Source organism: Mesobaculum littorinae, from assembly GCF_004011175.1.
Lineage (GTDB): Bacteria > Pseudomonadota > Alphaproteobacteria > Rhodobacterales > Rhodobacteraceae > Tranquillimonas > Tranquillimonas littorinae.
On record NZ_RQXX01000006.1, the window covers coordinates 119,520 to 134,517 of the forward strand.

Below are 14,998 nucleotides of genomic sequence, written 5' to 3' on the forward strand. Positions count from 1 at the left end.
ATGACGTATCTGGACGAACAAACCAAAAGTCCGGTTTTGTCTCCCGTCACAAAGAGCCGGGAGCGCCCCAACGCTCGCAGACCTTTGTATACCGTTCGGTATATATTGCCCCGGAAGAAAGTCGCCTTCAGAATGGCCTTGACCGAATGGTCAAAAAAACCGGGCCAAGGCCTTCTGGGAGGAAAGGTATGCTCTATTGATCGGGCGTCGCGTGCTCGTCATTCACCCGCGCATTCATACCAAATCCATTCGTCTTCGCCATAATCCTGACGGGCCTGACGGCCCTCATCGCCATTCTCATGACGCCGACCGGCCCCCTCGAAGTGGTCGGAATGTGGTACGGTGGATTCTGGAACCTGCTTTCCTTCGCGATGCAGATGACCGTGATCCTGCTCTTCGGCTACGTCCTCGCGTCATCTCCCCCCGTCGAGCGCGGGATCGACCGCACTGCCCGCATTCCGAGATGTGCGACGCAGGCCATTGTGATGATTAAAGCCCCCGCGGTCATCTTCAGGGCGCTCAGTTGGGGGCTCGGGCTTATCGTCGGCGGCATCTCGGCCCGCAAGATCAGCAAGAACTGCCTCGAGCGCGGGATCAAGGTCCACTACCCGCTCGTCGTCCTGGTCGGTCTTGGCTACACCGCGGTGATGATGCTGTTCACGACCGTCATCTTCGGCGCGGGCGTCACGATCCTTCCGCTCATCCTTTGAGCGGACGCCCCGGCGCCGCCAGTGTGGCGCCGCGATGTTGGTGCCGGAGCCACTGGTCCGACCGGTCATCCGGTGATAGGTCCGGCGCATCATCACTGACGAGGATATCTCGATGCCGGTGCCTGCCACCGAGATCAGCGACGGCAAACGCGCCATCATGAAAACCGCCGCGGTCCTGTTCGCCCGAAAGGGCTACAGCGGCGTCGGCACGGCCGAACTATGCGCCGAGTCGGGCTACGGCAAGGGCGCGTTCTACCACCATATCCGATCGAAGGAGGATCTCCTCCTCGACATCATGACCCTCTACCTCCACGAACTCCTCGCCGATGCCGAGGCGATCCTCGCGCGCGAAACGGGGGCCGAAGCGCGGATCACCGCGCTTTCGCTCTCGCTCATGCGGGCCATAGTGCAGGATCACGACCAGATGACGGTGTGCTTCCGCGAGGTCCACGCACTGTCCCCAGACCGCCGACGCGGCATCCTGAGGCTCCACGGCGACTACTTCCGCCTGTGGGAGAGGATGATGAACGAGGCGCGGGACGCAGCACAGCTTCGATCAATAGACGCGGACGAATTGAAGGGGATCCTGGGGATGTACTTCTACTCGTTCCTCTGGGTCGGCCCCGGCCGGGAGGGCGACATCGAGGCTCTGGCCGCCAAGTTCGCAGCCCTCGTGCTCAGGGCCTGCCGCCGGGATTGACGGGGGGATTGAGGCGGGGCTGGACGCAGGGCACGCAGGCTTGTACCGTTCGGTCCATCGGACCGGAGGAGACTTGCCATGACCGAAGCCGCATACATAGTCGCCGCGCGCCGCGCACCCATCGGCCGCCTCTGCGGGGCCTATACCGGGATCGCCGCGGCCCGGCTTGGCGCACAGGTGATGCGGGCCGTGATCGAGGATGCCGGGATCGATCCGGGCATCATCGACGAGGTGATCGCGGGGCAGGTCCTGCAGGGCGGCGCGGGCCAGAACCCGGCGCGCCAGGCCGCGATCCACGCAGGCATTCCCGACCATGTCCCTGCCATGACCATCAACAAGGTCTGCGGCGCGGGCCAGAAATCCATCCATCTCGCCGCGCAGGCGATCCGCGCAGGGGACGCCCACGTCATCCTCGCCACCGGGCAGGACAGCATGACCGAGGCCCCGCACCTACTGCCGGGGGTACGTACCGGCCGCAAGATGGGCGACATGACTGCGAAGGACATGATGATCGTCGACGGCCTGTGGGACGTTTTCAACGACGTGCACATGGGGACGACCGTGGAATCCCTCGCACGCCGCTACCAGATCACCCGAGAAGAGCAGGACGCCTTCGCGCTCGCCTCCCAGGAAAAGGCCCTGGCCGCGCAATCGGCCGGTATCTTCGAGACCGAGATCACGCCGATCACCATACAGGACCGCAAGGGCGACCGGACGGTTGAGCGCGACGAGCAGCCGCGCGAGACCACGATGGAGCGCCTTGCTGGCATGACGCCCGCGTTCGACCGCGCGGGGACGATCACGCCCGGCAACGCCTCCGGCCTAAACGACGGTGCCTCGGCGGTACTGGTGGTATCGGAAAGCAAGCTTCGCGAACTGGGCCTTACGCCGATGGCCCGCATCGCCAGCTACGCGGCGGCCGCGCTCGAGCCGATGGACATGGGCCTGGGCCCGGTCGAGGCGTCGCGCAAGGCATTGGAGAAAGCGGGCTGGACCGCGAAGGACCTCGACCGCATGGAGATCAACGAGGCTTTCGCGGCGCAGTCCCTCGCCGTGAACCGCGAGATGGGTTGGGACCCGTCGGCGATCAACGTGAACGGCGGAGCGATCGCGCTCGGCCACCCGCTGGCGGCCAGCGGCAACCGCATCGTGACGACGCTTTTGCACGAGATGGCGCGCTCGGGGTCCGGCAAGGGGCTGGCCTCGCTGTGCATCGGCGGCGGCATGGGCGTCGCGATCTGCCTGGAACGGGCCTGATCACAGCCCGTCACCCGTCGTTTCCCGGCTTCGGGCGTACTCAGGTCGTTCTAAAACACTGCCCGGCGGATACACGCGCAAAAGCGTTCGTCCGTCGGGACAGGCTCGTTTTCGACGGGGCGTGCCAGCGCCAACTGCGCCGTCGATTGTCGGGCCCTGCGGCCGCTTCGGCGTCATCGGCGCGACAGGGCACCAACCCGCAGTGCCTTTCGGACGGAGCTCGGTGACGGCGGCCTGACATCCTTCCGAGACGTGCCGAGGCGCCGGACGTCACTCCGCGCCTCGGCGCACGATCGCGGTCAGGTCCAGCCGGCGGTGGACTTGACCTCGAGATAGTCGTGCAGGCCCCATTCGCCGTGCTCACGTCCGTTGCCCGACTGCTTGTAACCGCCGAAAGGCGCCCGCGCGTCCCAGTCGGCCCCGTTGATCCAGATCGAGCCGACGCGCAGGCGGCGGGCGACATGGCGCGCCTTCTCGATGTCGGCGCTCTGGATATAGCCCGAGAGGCCGTAGATCGTGTCGTTCGCGATGCGGATCGCGTCATCCTCTGTCTCGTAAGGGATCAGGGCGATGACGGGCCCGAAGATCTCCTCGCGCTCGATCGTCATGCCGGGTGTCACGTCGGCAAAGACCGTGGGCCTGACATAGAATCCCTTCTCCAGACCCTCCGGCAGACCGGTCCCACCGGTGACGAGCGTCGCGCCTTCGTCGATTCCCGACTGGATCAGCGCCTGGATGCGATCGAACTGGCCCTTGTTGACCACCGGGCCGAGAGCCACGTCCGTCGTCGGGTCGCCGACCGAATGGGCCTCGGCGGCCTCGCGCGCGAAGCGCTTGGCGTCCTCCATGCGCTCGGCCGGGACGAGCATGCGCGCCGGTGCCCGGCAGGCCTGCCCGCAATTGACGTAGCAGGCATCGACACCGTTTTTCACCGCCCGTTCGAGATCGGCGTCGCGGAGGATGATGTTGGGCGACTTGCCCCCGAGTTCCTGTGCCACGCGCTTGACCGTTTCGGCCGCCGTGCGGGCCACGGCGATACCCGCGCGGGTCGAGCCGGTGATCGAGACCATGTCCACGTCAGGGTGGGCCGAAAGCGCCTCGCCCGCCGTCTCGCCGTAACCTGTGAGGTGATTGTAGACCCCCTTGGGGAACCCGGCTTCGTGCACGAGTTCGGCGAAGAGGATCGAGGACAGGGGCGAGAACTCGGACGGCTTGGCCACCATCGTGCAGCCTACCGCCAATGCCGGTGCGGCCTTCACCACAAGCTGGTTCATCGGCCAATTCCAGGGCGTGATGAGCGCGCAGACCCCCACCGGTTCGAGCGAGATGAGCGTATTTCCCCGGATCTCCTCGAACTGCATGCGCTCGAGCGCATCAATGGCGGCTTCGAGGTGGGCACGCCCGACCCAGGCCTGAGCGGCCTTCGAGAAACCGAGCGTCGTGCCCATCTCCTTCGTCATCAACTCGGCGATGTCGTCGTAGCGCGCATTGTAAAGGTCGAGCAGTTTCCGCAACAGCCCGAGCCGTTCTTCTCGGGCGGTGAGCTGCCATTCGTCGAAGGCTCCGCGGGCCGCGGCCACGGCGGCATCCACGTCCTGTCCATTCGCCATCGGGATCTGCCCGATGACGCTTTCGTCCGCCGGGTTGATCAGCGCATGGGTTTCGGTGCCGTGGGGCGCGACCCAGGCGCCATCGATGTAGAATTTGTCTGTATCGGTCATTCTTTCCTCCAGTTGACGGGTGTCATGCGTCCGGGCCGTAGCGGTCGAGAATGGCCTCGACCCGCGCGCCGGCATCGGGCAGCGCATCCGGTCCGGCCAGCCGGTAGATCAGCGGCGTGGTCGCGCTGCGGCGCACCTTGTCCATCATCGCTTCGTCCACCTGCCCCTGCGGATCGAACCCGCCGAGACGGGCGAAGCGCAACGCCATCTCGTGCTGCTCCTGGTAGCCCGCATGGTGCATTTCGGTCCGGCAGGCTTCGAGCCCATGGCGAAGATCGCCCTCGGTGCGATCGAGAAGCCCGGCCCAGCTGTAGGCGAGGAAGCGGGCCTGCAACTCCAGCACCGACAGGTAGCCGCCGTTCTGGGACCAGAGCCCCATGAATCCGAGTCCCGGCAGATCCGGATGAAGGGTGAACTCGGACAGGGTCAGGCCCTTGCGGTCGATTTCCAGCGTATCCGCGATGTCTTGCGACAGGAACGGCAGGTTCAGGTCGAAGCCGGTTCCGAACAGGATGGCGTCGGCCTCGACCTGCCGTCCGTCGCCGAAGGTGATCGTCTGCCCGTCGACCCTGTCGAACCAGGGGACCGGGGTCAGCCGATCCTCGGCCACGAGATTCAGGTAATGTTGAGACCCGGTGAACCCCGCCTGCAGCACGTCGGGATGCGGCGCCGGGGCACCGTAGCGCGCCGGATCGCCCCCATGCGACAGGGCGAACTCCAGCATGCCGGCGCGGGCACGCTCCTTGTCCGTCGCGGGCGCGGCAGCCGCGCCATAGGTGAACCCGTAATACTCGAACGGCACGCCGCGGATCATCTTGGGCATGACATAGCGTTGCCGCCGCTGCGCGAGATGGACCGATCTCGCACCCAGCATGCTCAGGTCCGACGCGATTTCGAGCGCCGAGATCGACCCGCCCGCGACGACCACCCGCGCCCCGCGGTAGACCTCGGGGTCCTTGTAGCGATGTGCATGCGCCACGCCGAGCCGGCCGGTGAAGCCGTCGAGTCCCGGCACGTCCGGGATCGTCGGCCTGTTGTAGCGTCCCGTTGCCACGACGACCTTGGACACGCTGCGCGAAAACGGCCCCCCGGGCCCGTCGAAGCTCAGTCGATAGCCCTCCCCCTCCCGTGCCAGCGCGGTCAGGGCCGTGCCGAATTGCGCGCCTTCGAGCAGCCCGAATTTCCGGGCGTAGGCGCGCAGATACTCCAGGACTTCCCGGTTCCGGGGGAACACCGCCGTGCCATCCGCATAGTCCAGGTCCGAGAATTGCGTGGTCGCGATGAAGGTATTCGTGCGCATCTGCGGCCAGACGCCCGAAAGCGGATTGGACGTGTTCCACTGGCCGCCGACATCGTCGTGGCTGTCGTAGAGGGTCGGCACGAAACCGCGGGCCTTCAACCAGCGCGCGGCCGCAAGACCGCCCGGCCCGGCACCTATGATCGCGACGTCGCTCATGGCCATCTCAGTGAAAGTACAGGCCGCCGCAGACATTCAGTGCCTGCCCGCTCACGTACTCGGCCAATGGCGACGCGAAGAAGACCGCCGCACCCGCCACGTCCGAGGGGTCGCCCAGGCGCTTGAGCGAGGTCGCTTGCGTCCAGTGCTCGCGATCGGCGCCGACGAGCTTGTTCTTCGCCATCTCGGTCAGGATGATGCCCGGACAAATCGCGTTGACGGTGATGCCGTCTGCACCGGCCTCCTGCGCATAGACCCGCGTCAGGGTCACGACTGCGGCCTTGGTGGCGGCGTAATGCCCCTCGGTCGCGATGCCCTGCCGCGCTGCCAGCGAGGCGATGTTGATGACCCGCCCCGACTTGCGCTCGCGCATCTGCGGCAGCACCGCGTTGGTCACGAACAGGACGCCGCGGGCGTTCACGTCGAAATGCGCGTCCCAGGTCGGACCGTCCAGTTCCTCGAGCGGCATTGGCTTGAGGATGCCCGCGTTGTTTACGAGGATGTCGATGCGCCCCGCCTCGGCGACGGCCTCCTTCACGCTCGCCTCGTCGGTCACGTCCATGTGGACCAGACGGCAGGACCGTCCCATCCCCTCAACCTCGGCCTTCATGTCGGACGCCTCGTCGTCCTGCATCGGCAGGTCGGCGATCACGATGTCGGCGCCGGCCTCGGCCAGCCCGCGCACGAGCGCCGCGCCGATCCCACGGCTTCCCCCTGTGACGAGGGCGATCTGTCCATCGAGCATACCCATCGGATTCATCCTTTCAGCGGCAGGGTGTTCATGGTCTCGACCGTCTCGTCGAAGGACGTCAGCTTGCCGTCTGAGCCGAGCCCCATCGCGACCCGCGCGGCCACGGCCGAGGCGAACCGGGCGCAGTCCTTCAGTGGCCAGCCCTTGACGAGACCCACGATGATGCCCGCCGAGAAACTGTCGCCGCATCCCGTCGTATCGACGACGTCGATGTCGTGGGCGGGCAAGGTAAAGGCGTCGCCCTCGGCGGGAAGCACGTAGACCCCCTCGCCGCCCATGGTGAGGATCGTGTTCTTCACGCCCTTCGCCTGGAACCACTGCGCGATGTCCGCGGCCTCGGCCAGGCCGGACATCTCCTGCGCTTCCTCGATGGAGGGGATGAAGTAATCGATGTAGGGCAGCAGCGGCTCGACCAGTGCGGTGGTCTCGGGCGTTGCCTGGATGAGGTCGAAGGTGGTGATGCGCCCCGCATCCTTGGCAGCCTTGATGAAGGCCAGCGTCGGTGCGCCGTCGAAGGATTTCAGCAGCCCCGTGCCGCCGATATGAACGATGCCGGCGTCGAGCGCCGCCTCGTAATCCGCGGGCGCGATATCGAAGGTCGCAGCCGTGCCCGGCACGTGCAGCGCCGGCCGCTCGCCGTTGGGGCGGACCGGCAGGATGGTAGCGGAGGTCTGGACCGTGCCATCCCGCCCGACCATGGCGGTGTCCATCCCGTAGCCCTGCATCTTCGAGACGAGGAAATCCCCCAGCTCGTCGGTCCCGACGGTCGTGACCATCCGCGTCTTCAGGCCGAGGATGGCGCAATCCATCCCCGTGGCCCCGGCGGTGCCCGCGACGGTCATGCGGATTTCGTCAATGAAGTCGGCCCGACCGCCTTCGGGGATGCCCGTGACGGGGCGGCCGAGGATGTCGAGGACCGCGAAGCCCACGGAAGATACGTCGAATGTCGGCATGATCTGCCCTTTCATCAGTCGTTGCGGCGGCGCAGTCCGAAGGACACGCCGAGGACGAGGAAGACGAGCACGCCGATCCCCACCTGTTGCCAAAAGAAGTTCCATCCGATCAGCAGGAGGCCGTTGCGCATGACCGCCAGCAGCAGCACGCCCAGAAGCGTTCCGAAGACGGAGGGGCGGCGCTCGGCGCTGATGGCGGTGCCGATGAAGGTCGCGCCGATGGCGTCGAGCAGGAACGCGTCGCCCGAGAACGGGACGTAGGAGCGCACCGTCGAACTGAGCAGGATGCCCGCGACCCCCGAAATCGCCGCACAGGCGATGAAGACCATCGACATGTGCAGCGGCACGCGGATGCCGGAATAGCGCACGACGTCGGGGGCGGCCCCGAGCGCCGAGACATAGCGGCCGAACACCGACCGGTGCAGCGCGATGTAGACCGCCAGCGCGGCGACGATCAGCACGATGACCGGGGTCGGCACGCCGAAGAGGCCGGTGCGCACGATGGCGTCGAAGGGCGCGGAATACTCGCCGCGGGTCAGGTAGATCGGCACGCCCCCTTGGGTCGAGACACGCTGGACCGTCTCGCCGATGAACAGCACGCCGAGCGTCGCCAGGAAGGGATTGATCTTGAGCCGGTTGATCAGGATCGCGTTCACGATGCCGACGCAGATTGCGGCGGCAAGGCCGCCGGCCACCGCGAAGACGCCCGACATTCCGGCGGCGATCATCATGATGAAGATCATCGAGCTGAGGTCGACGGAGACCCCGACAGAAAGATCGATCCCGCCGGCGGCGATCACGAGCGTCATGCCGAGGGCGACGATGGCGAGGATGACAACCTTGTTCAGCACAAGGTTCATCAGGTTCTCGCCGCTGAGGAACCCGTCGGCGAAGATGGCGAAGAACACGACGATCAGGACGAAGGCGGCGATCACCGCGTAGTTCGAGAGGGCCTCGAAACTGAGGTTCCGCGACGGCGTGGGGGGTGTGGTGTCGGTCATGGAAGCCTCACGAGTTCTTTGCGAAGGAGGTCGCGGCGACGACGACGAGGATCAGCGCGCCCTGCACACCGCTTACCCAGTAGGAGGAGATGCCGAGAAGCTGGAAGCCGTTGGCGAGCGTCCCGATGAAGAGGGCCGCCAGAAGCGTTCCCCCGATCGTGGGGATGAGCCGGCGCGAGAAGACCGTTCCCAGAAGCGCCGCGGCGAGGACGGGCAGCAGCATCTGTCCCGTGCCGGGCGTCGAGGACGACAGCCGCGCTACGATCAGGATCGAGGTCAGCCCCGCCAGCAGGCCAGCACCGATATAGGCCCCGTAGACGTAGGACCCGTTGCGGACGCCAGCGGCGCGCGCCGCCTCGGCGTGTCCGCCCACGGCATAAAGTCTGAGGCCAGTCCGGCTGTAATGCGCGATCCAGATCAGGGCCAACGAGACGATGACGAAGACCCAGGAGAGCGTCGAGATACCCAGGAACCGCCCGAATGCCAGCGTGTCGATCAGCGGCGAGTTGACGGCGACCACCGTATTTTCGGTCAGGGTCAGTTCCAGCCCCTCGGCGATGTTCATCACCGCGAGCGTGGCAAGGAGCGGCATGATGCGCAGGGCGACGACCGCGAAGCCGTTGAGCGCGCCCACGGCCATACCGGTCACGAGCGCCGCCGGCACGGCGACGTATCCGCCGTAGCCCGCCCGCATCAGCACGGCATAGACCGCGGCGCAGAGGCCGGCATTCGCGGCGATCGACAGGTCGATGCCGCCGCGCTGCACGTCCGTGCCTGTACCGGCGAAGACAAGGGTCATGCCGTAGGCCAGGATGCCGAGGATGGTGGACTGCTCCACGATGTTAGTCAGGTTGTAGGGCGTCGTGAACCCGCGCGCGGTGAAGGCGAAGTAGATCACGATCAGCGCGAACCCCACGAAGGCGCCCAGCCGGATGACGAGCTTGGAAATATTGCGCCCCCTATGGGCGCCCGCACGGGGCGGGCCGTCTGCGATGGCGGTCATGCGGTGCTCCGTTCCTTGGGTGTTTCATCGGACGCCGCGCCTGAGGCGGCGGCGAGCAGGCGGTCGGCGTCGATGTCGCCCTTGGCATATTCGCCGATCAGCTCGCCGCGGTAGATGACGAGGGTGCGGTCGCACATCTCGACGATCTCCTCGAGGTCGGAGGAGAGGAAGATCATCGACTTCCCCTCGGCCGCGAGGCGGTTCATCAGGGTGAAGATCTCGATCTTGGCGCCCACATCCACGGCGACGGTGGGCTCGTCCATCAGATAGACCTCGCTCTCGCAGGAGAGCCACTTGGCGACGACCACCTTTTGCTGGTTGCCGCCCGACAGGTTCTTGACCAGCTGATCGCGCCCGGGGGTCTTGATGCCGAGATCGGCAATCAGGTCGTCGACCACCCGTGCCTCGTCCTTGCGCGACACGAGTCCGCGCTTCGACATGGAAAGCAGCGAGGCCAGCGAGATGTTTTCGCGCACCGACAGGGCGGTCGCCACGCCGTGCGCCCGGCGATCCTCGGGGATCTTGGCAAAGCCCTGCCCCACCGCGTCCACCGGGGAGCGCATCCTAAGGGGCTTGCCGCGCAGCAGGATCTCACCGCTATCGAGGGGAATCTGCCCGAAGAGCGCGTTCATCACCTCCTTGTCGCCGGATCCGAGAAGGCCGGTGAGACCGAGTATCTCGCCTTCGCGCAGCGTCAGTGAGACGTTGCGGAAATGAGGTTCGGCGGTGGCGTCGCGCATCTCGAGAACGACCTCACCGTGGGTCACGTCCCGGGGCGGGTACATCTCGGAGGTGTCGCGGTTCGTCATCATGTCGACGATGCGCTGAATTCCGACCTCGCGCGGGTCGACCACGCCAACGTCGGTTCCGTTGCGCAAGACCGTGACCGTGTCGCAGATCTCGCTGATCTCGCTCATGTAGTGCGAGATGAAAATGATCGCGAGGCCGTCGTCCCGCAGCCGGCGGAGCACCTCGAAGAGGTTGTCGACCTCCTTCTTGACGAGCGCGGCGGTCGGCTCGTCCAGCACGAGCACCCTTGCGTCGTTGGCCAGTGCACGCGTGATCTGTACGATCTTCTGCTGCGCGGTCGACAGATCCTGGACCAGCGTGCCGGGGTCCAGATCGAGGTTGAAATGGGTCTTGAGAAGTTCTTGGGCGCGGCGGCGCATGGTCCTGTGTTCAAGAAACGGTCCGACCCGGGGCTCGTTGCGGAGGAACACTGACTCGGCGACGGTGGCGCTCGGCACCAGGAGCCTGTCCTGATGGATGAAATGGACGCCTTTGGCCTCGATCACGGCGGGCGTGATCTGCTCGATCTGCTCGCCGAAAACGCGGACGGTTCCGCCCGTGCGCCTGTAGATCCCGGCCAGCACCTTGATGATGGTCGATTTTCCGGCGCCATTCTGGCCCACGAGCCCGTGCACCGTGCCGGGAGCGACCACGAGGTCGGCCTTGTCCAGCGCGTGGACGGGACCAAAATGCTTGTCGATGTCGCGCATCTCGATAGCGGGGGCGGTCATGCCGTCTCCTTCATTGGCGAAAGGATGGAAGTGACCGGGCCGCGAAGGACGGCCCGGTCGGGATCGCAGAAGCAGCCTCAGTTCGAGCTGCTTCCACCTTCCGTCTCGCCGCCGGAGGTCTCTCCGGCCGCGCCCGGCAGGAAGGGCGCCGCGGTCTCGTCGGCGTTGTCCTTCGTGATCAGAACCGCGGGCAGGAAGCTGAACGGGGGAATCTCCTCATCGCCGAGATACATCGCCACGTTGCGCGCGGCCTGTTGGCCGATGGCATAGGGCTGCTGCGCGGCGACAGCGCCCGCAGGGCTGTCGGGATCGGCGACCATCTCGACGTATTCCGGGCTTCCGTCCACGCCGTAGGTCTTCACGTCCGTCCGGCCAGAATCCGCGATCGCCTGCGTGGCGCCGATCATCGGCACGTCCCAGCAGCCCCAGACCGCTTTCAGTCCGCTGTCCTCGCCGTACTGGGTCAGCATGTCCGACGTGTCCGAGTATGCAGACTGCACGGTATTCGGGATGACATCGCGCAGCTCGGGCTCGATGATTTCGATTTCGGGGTAGGATTCCAGTACGTACTTGAGCTGGTCGTAGCGCACCTTGCACACGGGCACCGAGTAGAAGCCATTGAAGACCGCGATCTTACCCTCGCCGTTCATATCCTTGACGATCTGCAGGGCGAGCTGGGCGCCGATAGAGTAATTGTCCGAGGTGGACTGGTTCACGGCATAGGGCGTGGCCGTATCCACCGTGAAAAGCGGAATGCCGGCCTGTTCGATGCGCTTGAGCCAAGGGTCCAGCACGTCGATATTGCCGAGCTGCTGGATGATCGCGTCGGGACGCTGCGCGATCAGAGTCTGGATCTGGCTTACCTGCGTCTGGTCGCTACGGCCGGCGTCGAGCGCGATCACCTCGGCGCCAAGGCTTTCAAGTTCGTCGATCTGGCCGCGATAGGCCATGAGATCCCAGTGATGGTCGGTGCCGATGACGGTGACGCCGATCGTCTTGCCATCAAGCGACGGAACGTCTGCCGCCGGAAGCTCGGCATCCTGCGCCATGATCGGAGCGGCAGTCAGAAGGACCGTAGCGGCAATGGTGGTGTTCAGGAAAGTCTTGATAGTCATGTGGTCTCCTCCCACGAATTTTCCTCAAGATTGCGATCCGGCACGATCCCGCGCCGGCCGAAATCAACCAGAGTGGCCGTACCCGGCTATCCGATCGATGACGTTCTGGATCTCGGCGTCGCTCAGCACGGGCGGCTCGCCCATCGGCAGGCAGTCGAGATACTGACGGGACAGGGTCTCGACCTCGACGGCACGCCACATCGCCTGCTCGAGCGAGGTGCCGCAGGCGATCATCCCGTGATGCGCCAAGAGGCATGCCGTACGCCCTTCGAGCGCGGCGACCGCATTGCGCGACAGATCCTGAGTGCCGAAGGTCGCATAAGGGGCGCAGCGGATGTCCGGCCCGCCGCAGACCGCGATCATGTAGTGGATCGCGGGAATACCCTTCTCCATGATGGAGAGGCTCGTGGCCGCATTCGGATGCGCATGGACCACCGCCTCGACGTCGCGGCGCTCGCGCAGGATATCAAGATGGAAGCGCCATTCCGACGACGGGCGCCGCTTGCCGATCACCTCTCCCGAGAAACCGATCCACACGATATCCTCGGGCACCAGCGTGTCGTAGGGCATGGAGGTGGGGGTCACCAGAATACCCTCCCCCGAACGGACCGAGATATTCCCCGAAGTACCCTGATTGATTCCCGAACGATTCATCTCGATGCAGGATTCAATGATCTGGCGGCGTAGCTCGGTATCGTCTTGCGCAACCATCTGCGTTGTCATTCTAATTCCCTCAAAGGCAAGTGTAGCCACCGTCCACCGCGAGGATGGAACCGGTCATGTAACTGGAGGCGCGGGAGGCCAGGAAGACTACGGTCGCGGCGACCTCGGCAGGCTCGCCGCAACGGCCCATCGGCGTCATTTCGAGCCACTTGTCGAAAAGCTCGGGCTGCGCGCGCATTTCGAGCGTCATTTCGGTGCCGATATATCCGGGCGCGAGGGCATTCACGCGCACTCCTGTCCTGGCCCATTCCACGGCCAGGGCCCGGGTGATCTGGTGGACCGCCCCCTTGGAGGCCATGTAGCTGGACGCGTATTGCGGCGTGTTCACGATGGAGCCCGACATCGAGCCCATGTTGACAATGGATCCCCGCCCCTCGGCGACCATGCGGGCGCCGAAACTGCGGCAGCACCAGAAGGTGCCGTTGAGATTGACGTCGATCACCCTGCGCCATTCGGCATCCGGGACCTCCGCCGCCGCATGGAGCCGCGCGATTCCGGCCGACGACAGCAGCACATGAGGCACGCCGGAGCGCCCGCAGATCGCGTCCGAGGCGGCGCGCACAGCGTCCGGGTCGGTTACGTCCAGAACCGAAGTGCGGACCTCGGCCCCCTCCGCGCGCAGGATTTCAGAGGCCCGGTCCAGCGCTTCGCCGTCCGTGTCCATCAATTCGAGGCTGGCGCCGTGGGCCGCCAGCGCACGGGCGCTTTCGAGACCGATCCCGCTGGCCCCTCCGGTCACGGCGGCAAGCTGACCGGTCAGGTCAAACAGGTTGGCGTAAGACATAGCCCCTCCGGGCGCGGCCCCCGCCCTTTCCGGCGGCTCCGCGTTCGTTCTCGATCCTCATGGGGAACGGATCCCCCTCCCGGCACCGAGTGTGGCTCATCGTCCGCAAACCTGTCAATCTAGTTATGATCAGAAATAGATCATTCCTGGATGACTGTTCAGAAAGATATATTTTTCAATTAGTTGGAGAAGGCGCCCGTCGAGACATGAATGCGCGCAACGTCTGAGTTGTAGTAGGCCCGGTAGTATTCGAGGGGGGCGTCGAAGGCGTCGTAGGCGACCGACTCGATTGAAATCAGGGGATGTCCGGGAGGCACCTCGAGGCGTCCAGCCACATCTTCTGGAGCGAGCGCCGCGGTGAACCACCGTTCGGCCCGCTGCGCCGTCAGGCCGTAATGGGTGTTCAGAATCTCAAAGATCGAGCGCCCCTGAATATCGACTGCCTCCATCCGCGGAACCTTGTGCCCCGGCAGCGAGATCACCGTGTGCGTAATCGGCTGGCTATCCGAACGATAGATGCGCCCGATCCGTATGACCGTCCCGTCAGGAGGCAGGGAAAAAATACGCTGCTCGTCCTCGTCCGGGGCACAGCGCTCGAAAAGGAAGGCCTGTGCCTCCACCAGGTGCCCGCGCGCTTGAAGATCCGAGTGGACAGACACGTTGGAGGTGAGAAAGCTCGTTTCGGACCTGGGCTGGGTCACAAAGATGCCCCTCCGGGGCACCTTGGCGACCAGTCCCTGGTCGGACAGCGCATCGAGAGCGGCACGTACAACCGGGCGCGAAACCTCAAGTAGCTCGGCGATAGTCTGTTCGGCCGGCAGACGCATTTCCGGCTTGAGTGCGTGACGGCCGATCTCGTCCGCAAGGGCGTTCTTGAGCTGCACCCAAAGCGGAGTGTCAGAGCTGCGCCGAATGACACCCCGTGACGCGATCCTCTGGATTACATCCAAAGAAGCCTTGTCGTTATTTCGCGGCCGGCCGCGTAGCTTTTTTGTGGCCTCTTCAGCCATGGGCGTCCACCTCTGCACTCATCCATTTTGGTCCGGCCTAAATGGCGTGGCGGTTTATGGGACGATCTCTGGGCCTTGTACAGCTTGGAGCATTAATCATGACCTGCCACTCGCTTTTCCTCCATCGTCGATCAGAGTCCATCCCAACTCGAGGACGGACAATGAAGCGCACGGGATTCCGGGCGAACAGATCATCGGCAATTTGGGCGAACGCGAGGCGGGCGTATCGGCGCTTTGCTACGTGCTGAACCAGGGTCAGGACCCATAGATTTGGTCGGGCGAGCCTATTTCACC

At 65.2% G+C, this 14,998-nt stretch carries 13 protein-coding genes and 1 pseudogene; 3 read left to right on the plus strand and 11 right to left on the minus strand.

Annotated features, from left to right (window positions below):
* Nucleotides 1-221: 221 nt before the first annotated feature.
* From EKE94_RS15560 to EKE94_RS15570, 3 genes and pseudogenes are all read left to right on the plus strand, one after another.
* A pseudogene (locus tag EKE94_RS15560) lies at nucleotides 222-710 on the plus strand (TIGR00366 family protein); the annotation flags it as partial.
* 112 nt (nucleotides 711-822) lie between these two features.
* A complete protein-coding gene (locus EKE94_RS15565) occupies nucleotides 823-1,410 on the plus strand; it encodes a TetR/AcrR family transcriptional regulator (protein ID WP_127907552.1) in 588 nt (195 codons plus the stop codon).
* A gap of 78 nt (nucleotides 1,411-1,488) precedes the next feature.
* On the plus strand, nucleotides 1,489-2,667 hold the full coding sequence (locus EKE94_RS15570; protein ID WP_127907553.1) for an acetyl-CoA C-acetyltransferase: 1,179 nt from the start codon (nucleotides 1,489-1,491) through the stop codon (nucleotides 2,665-2,667).
* Between the two features lie 299 nt (nucleotides 2,668-2,966).
* On the opposite strand, the gene EKE94_RS15575 is transcribed toward EKE94_RS15570, so the two are convergent.
* The 11 genes from EKE94_RS15575 to EKE94_RS15625 all read right to left on the minus strand — a co-directional run bounded on the left by EKE94_RS15575 (nucleotide 2,967) and on the right by EKE94_RS15625 (nucleotide 14,704).
* A complete protein-coding gene (locus EKE94_RS15575) occupies nucleotides 2,967-4,388 on the minus strand; it encodes an aldehyde dehydrogenase family protein (RefSeq protein ID WP_127907554.1) in 1,422 nt (473 codons plus the stop codon).
* Nucleotides 4,389-4,410: 22 nt separating this feature from the next.
* Nucleotides 4,411-5,844 carry a flavin-containing monooxygenase gene (locus EKE94_RS15580; RefSeq protein WP_127907555.1) on the minus strand — a complete coding sequence of 478 codons (1,434 nt, stop codon included), beginning with the start codon at nucleotides 5,842-5,844 and terminating at the stop codon, nucleotides 4,411-4,413.
* Between the two features lie 7 nt (nucleotides 5,845-5,851).
* Nucleotides 5,852-6,595 (minus strand): SDR family NAD(P)-dependent oxidoreductase, encoded by a 744-nt coding sequence (locus tag EKE94_RS15585; RefSeq protein ID WP_127907556.1) that lies wholly within the window; start codon nucleotides 6,593-6,595, stop codon nucleotides 5,852-5,854.
* A gap of 5 nt (nucleotides 6,596-6,600) precedes the next feature.
* A complete protein-coding gene (locus tag EKE94_RS15590) occupies nucleotides 6,601-7,548 on the minus strand; it encodes a carbohydrate kinase family protein (RefSeq protein WP_127907557.1) in 948 nt (315 codons plus the stop codon).
* Nucleotides 7,549-7,562: 14 nt separating this feature from the next.
* Entirely contained in the window at nucleotides 7,563-8,549 is a 987-nt protein-coding gene (locus EKE94_RS15595) for an ABC transporter permease (RefSeq protein WP_127907558.1), read from the minus strand.
* Nucleotides 8,550-8,556: 7 nt separating this feature from the next.
* The gene (locus EKE94_RS15600) at nucleotides 8,557-9,552 is read right to left on the minus strand and encodes an ABC transporter permease (RefSeq protein WP_127907559.1); all 996 of its coding nucleotides are present in this window, start codon (nucleotides 9,550-9,552) and stop codon (nucleotides 8,557-8,559) included.
* A complete protein-coding gene (locus EKE94_RS15605; RefSeq protein WP_127907560.1) occupies nucleotides 9,549-11,072 on the minus strand; it encodes a sugar ABC transporter ATP-binding protein in 1,524 nt (507 codons plus the stop codon). Before EKE94_RS15605 ends, EKE94_RS15600 begins: the two co-directional genes overlap by 4 nt.
* 77 nt (nucleotides 11,073-11,149) lie before the next feature.
* Nucleotides 11,150-12,187: a sugar ABC transporter substrate-binding protein gene (locus EKE94_RS15610; protein WP_127907561.1), complete on the minus strand. Its 1,038-nt coding sequence runs from the start codon at nucleotides 12,185-12,187 to the stop codon at nucleotides 11,150-11,152.
* 63 nt (nucleotides 12,188-12,250) lie between these two features.
* Nucleotides 12,251-12,910, minus strand: coding sequence for a class II aldolase/adducin family protein (locus EKE94_RS15615; RefSeq protein WP_235856058.1), 660 nt, complete (start codon nucleotides 12,908-12,910; stop codon nucleotides 12,251-12,253).
* Between the two features lie 10 nt (nucleotides 12,911-12,920).
* Nucleotides 12,921-13,694 (minus strand): SDR family NAD(P)-dependent oxidoreductase, encoded by a 774-nt coding sequence (locus EKE94_RS15620; protein ID WP_127907562.1) that lies wholly within the window; start codon nucleotides 13,692-13,694, stop codon nucleotides 12,921-12,923.
* Between the two features lie 179 nt (nucleotides 13,695-13,873).
* Complete coding sequence (locus tag EKE94_RS15625; RefSeq protein ID WP_127907563.1) at nucleotides 13,874-14,704, minus strand: GntR family transcriptional regulator; 831 nt, start codon at nucleotides 14,702-14,704, stop codon at nucleotides 13,874-13,876.
* Between the last annotated feature and the right edge of the window lie 294 nt (nucleotides 14,705-14,998).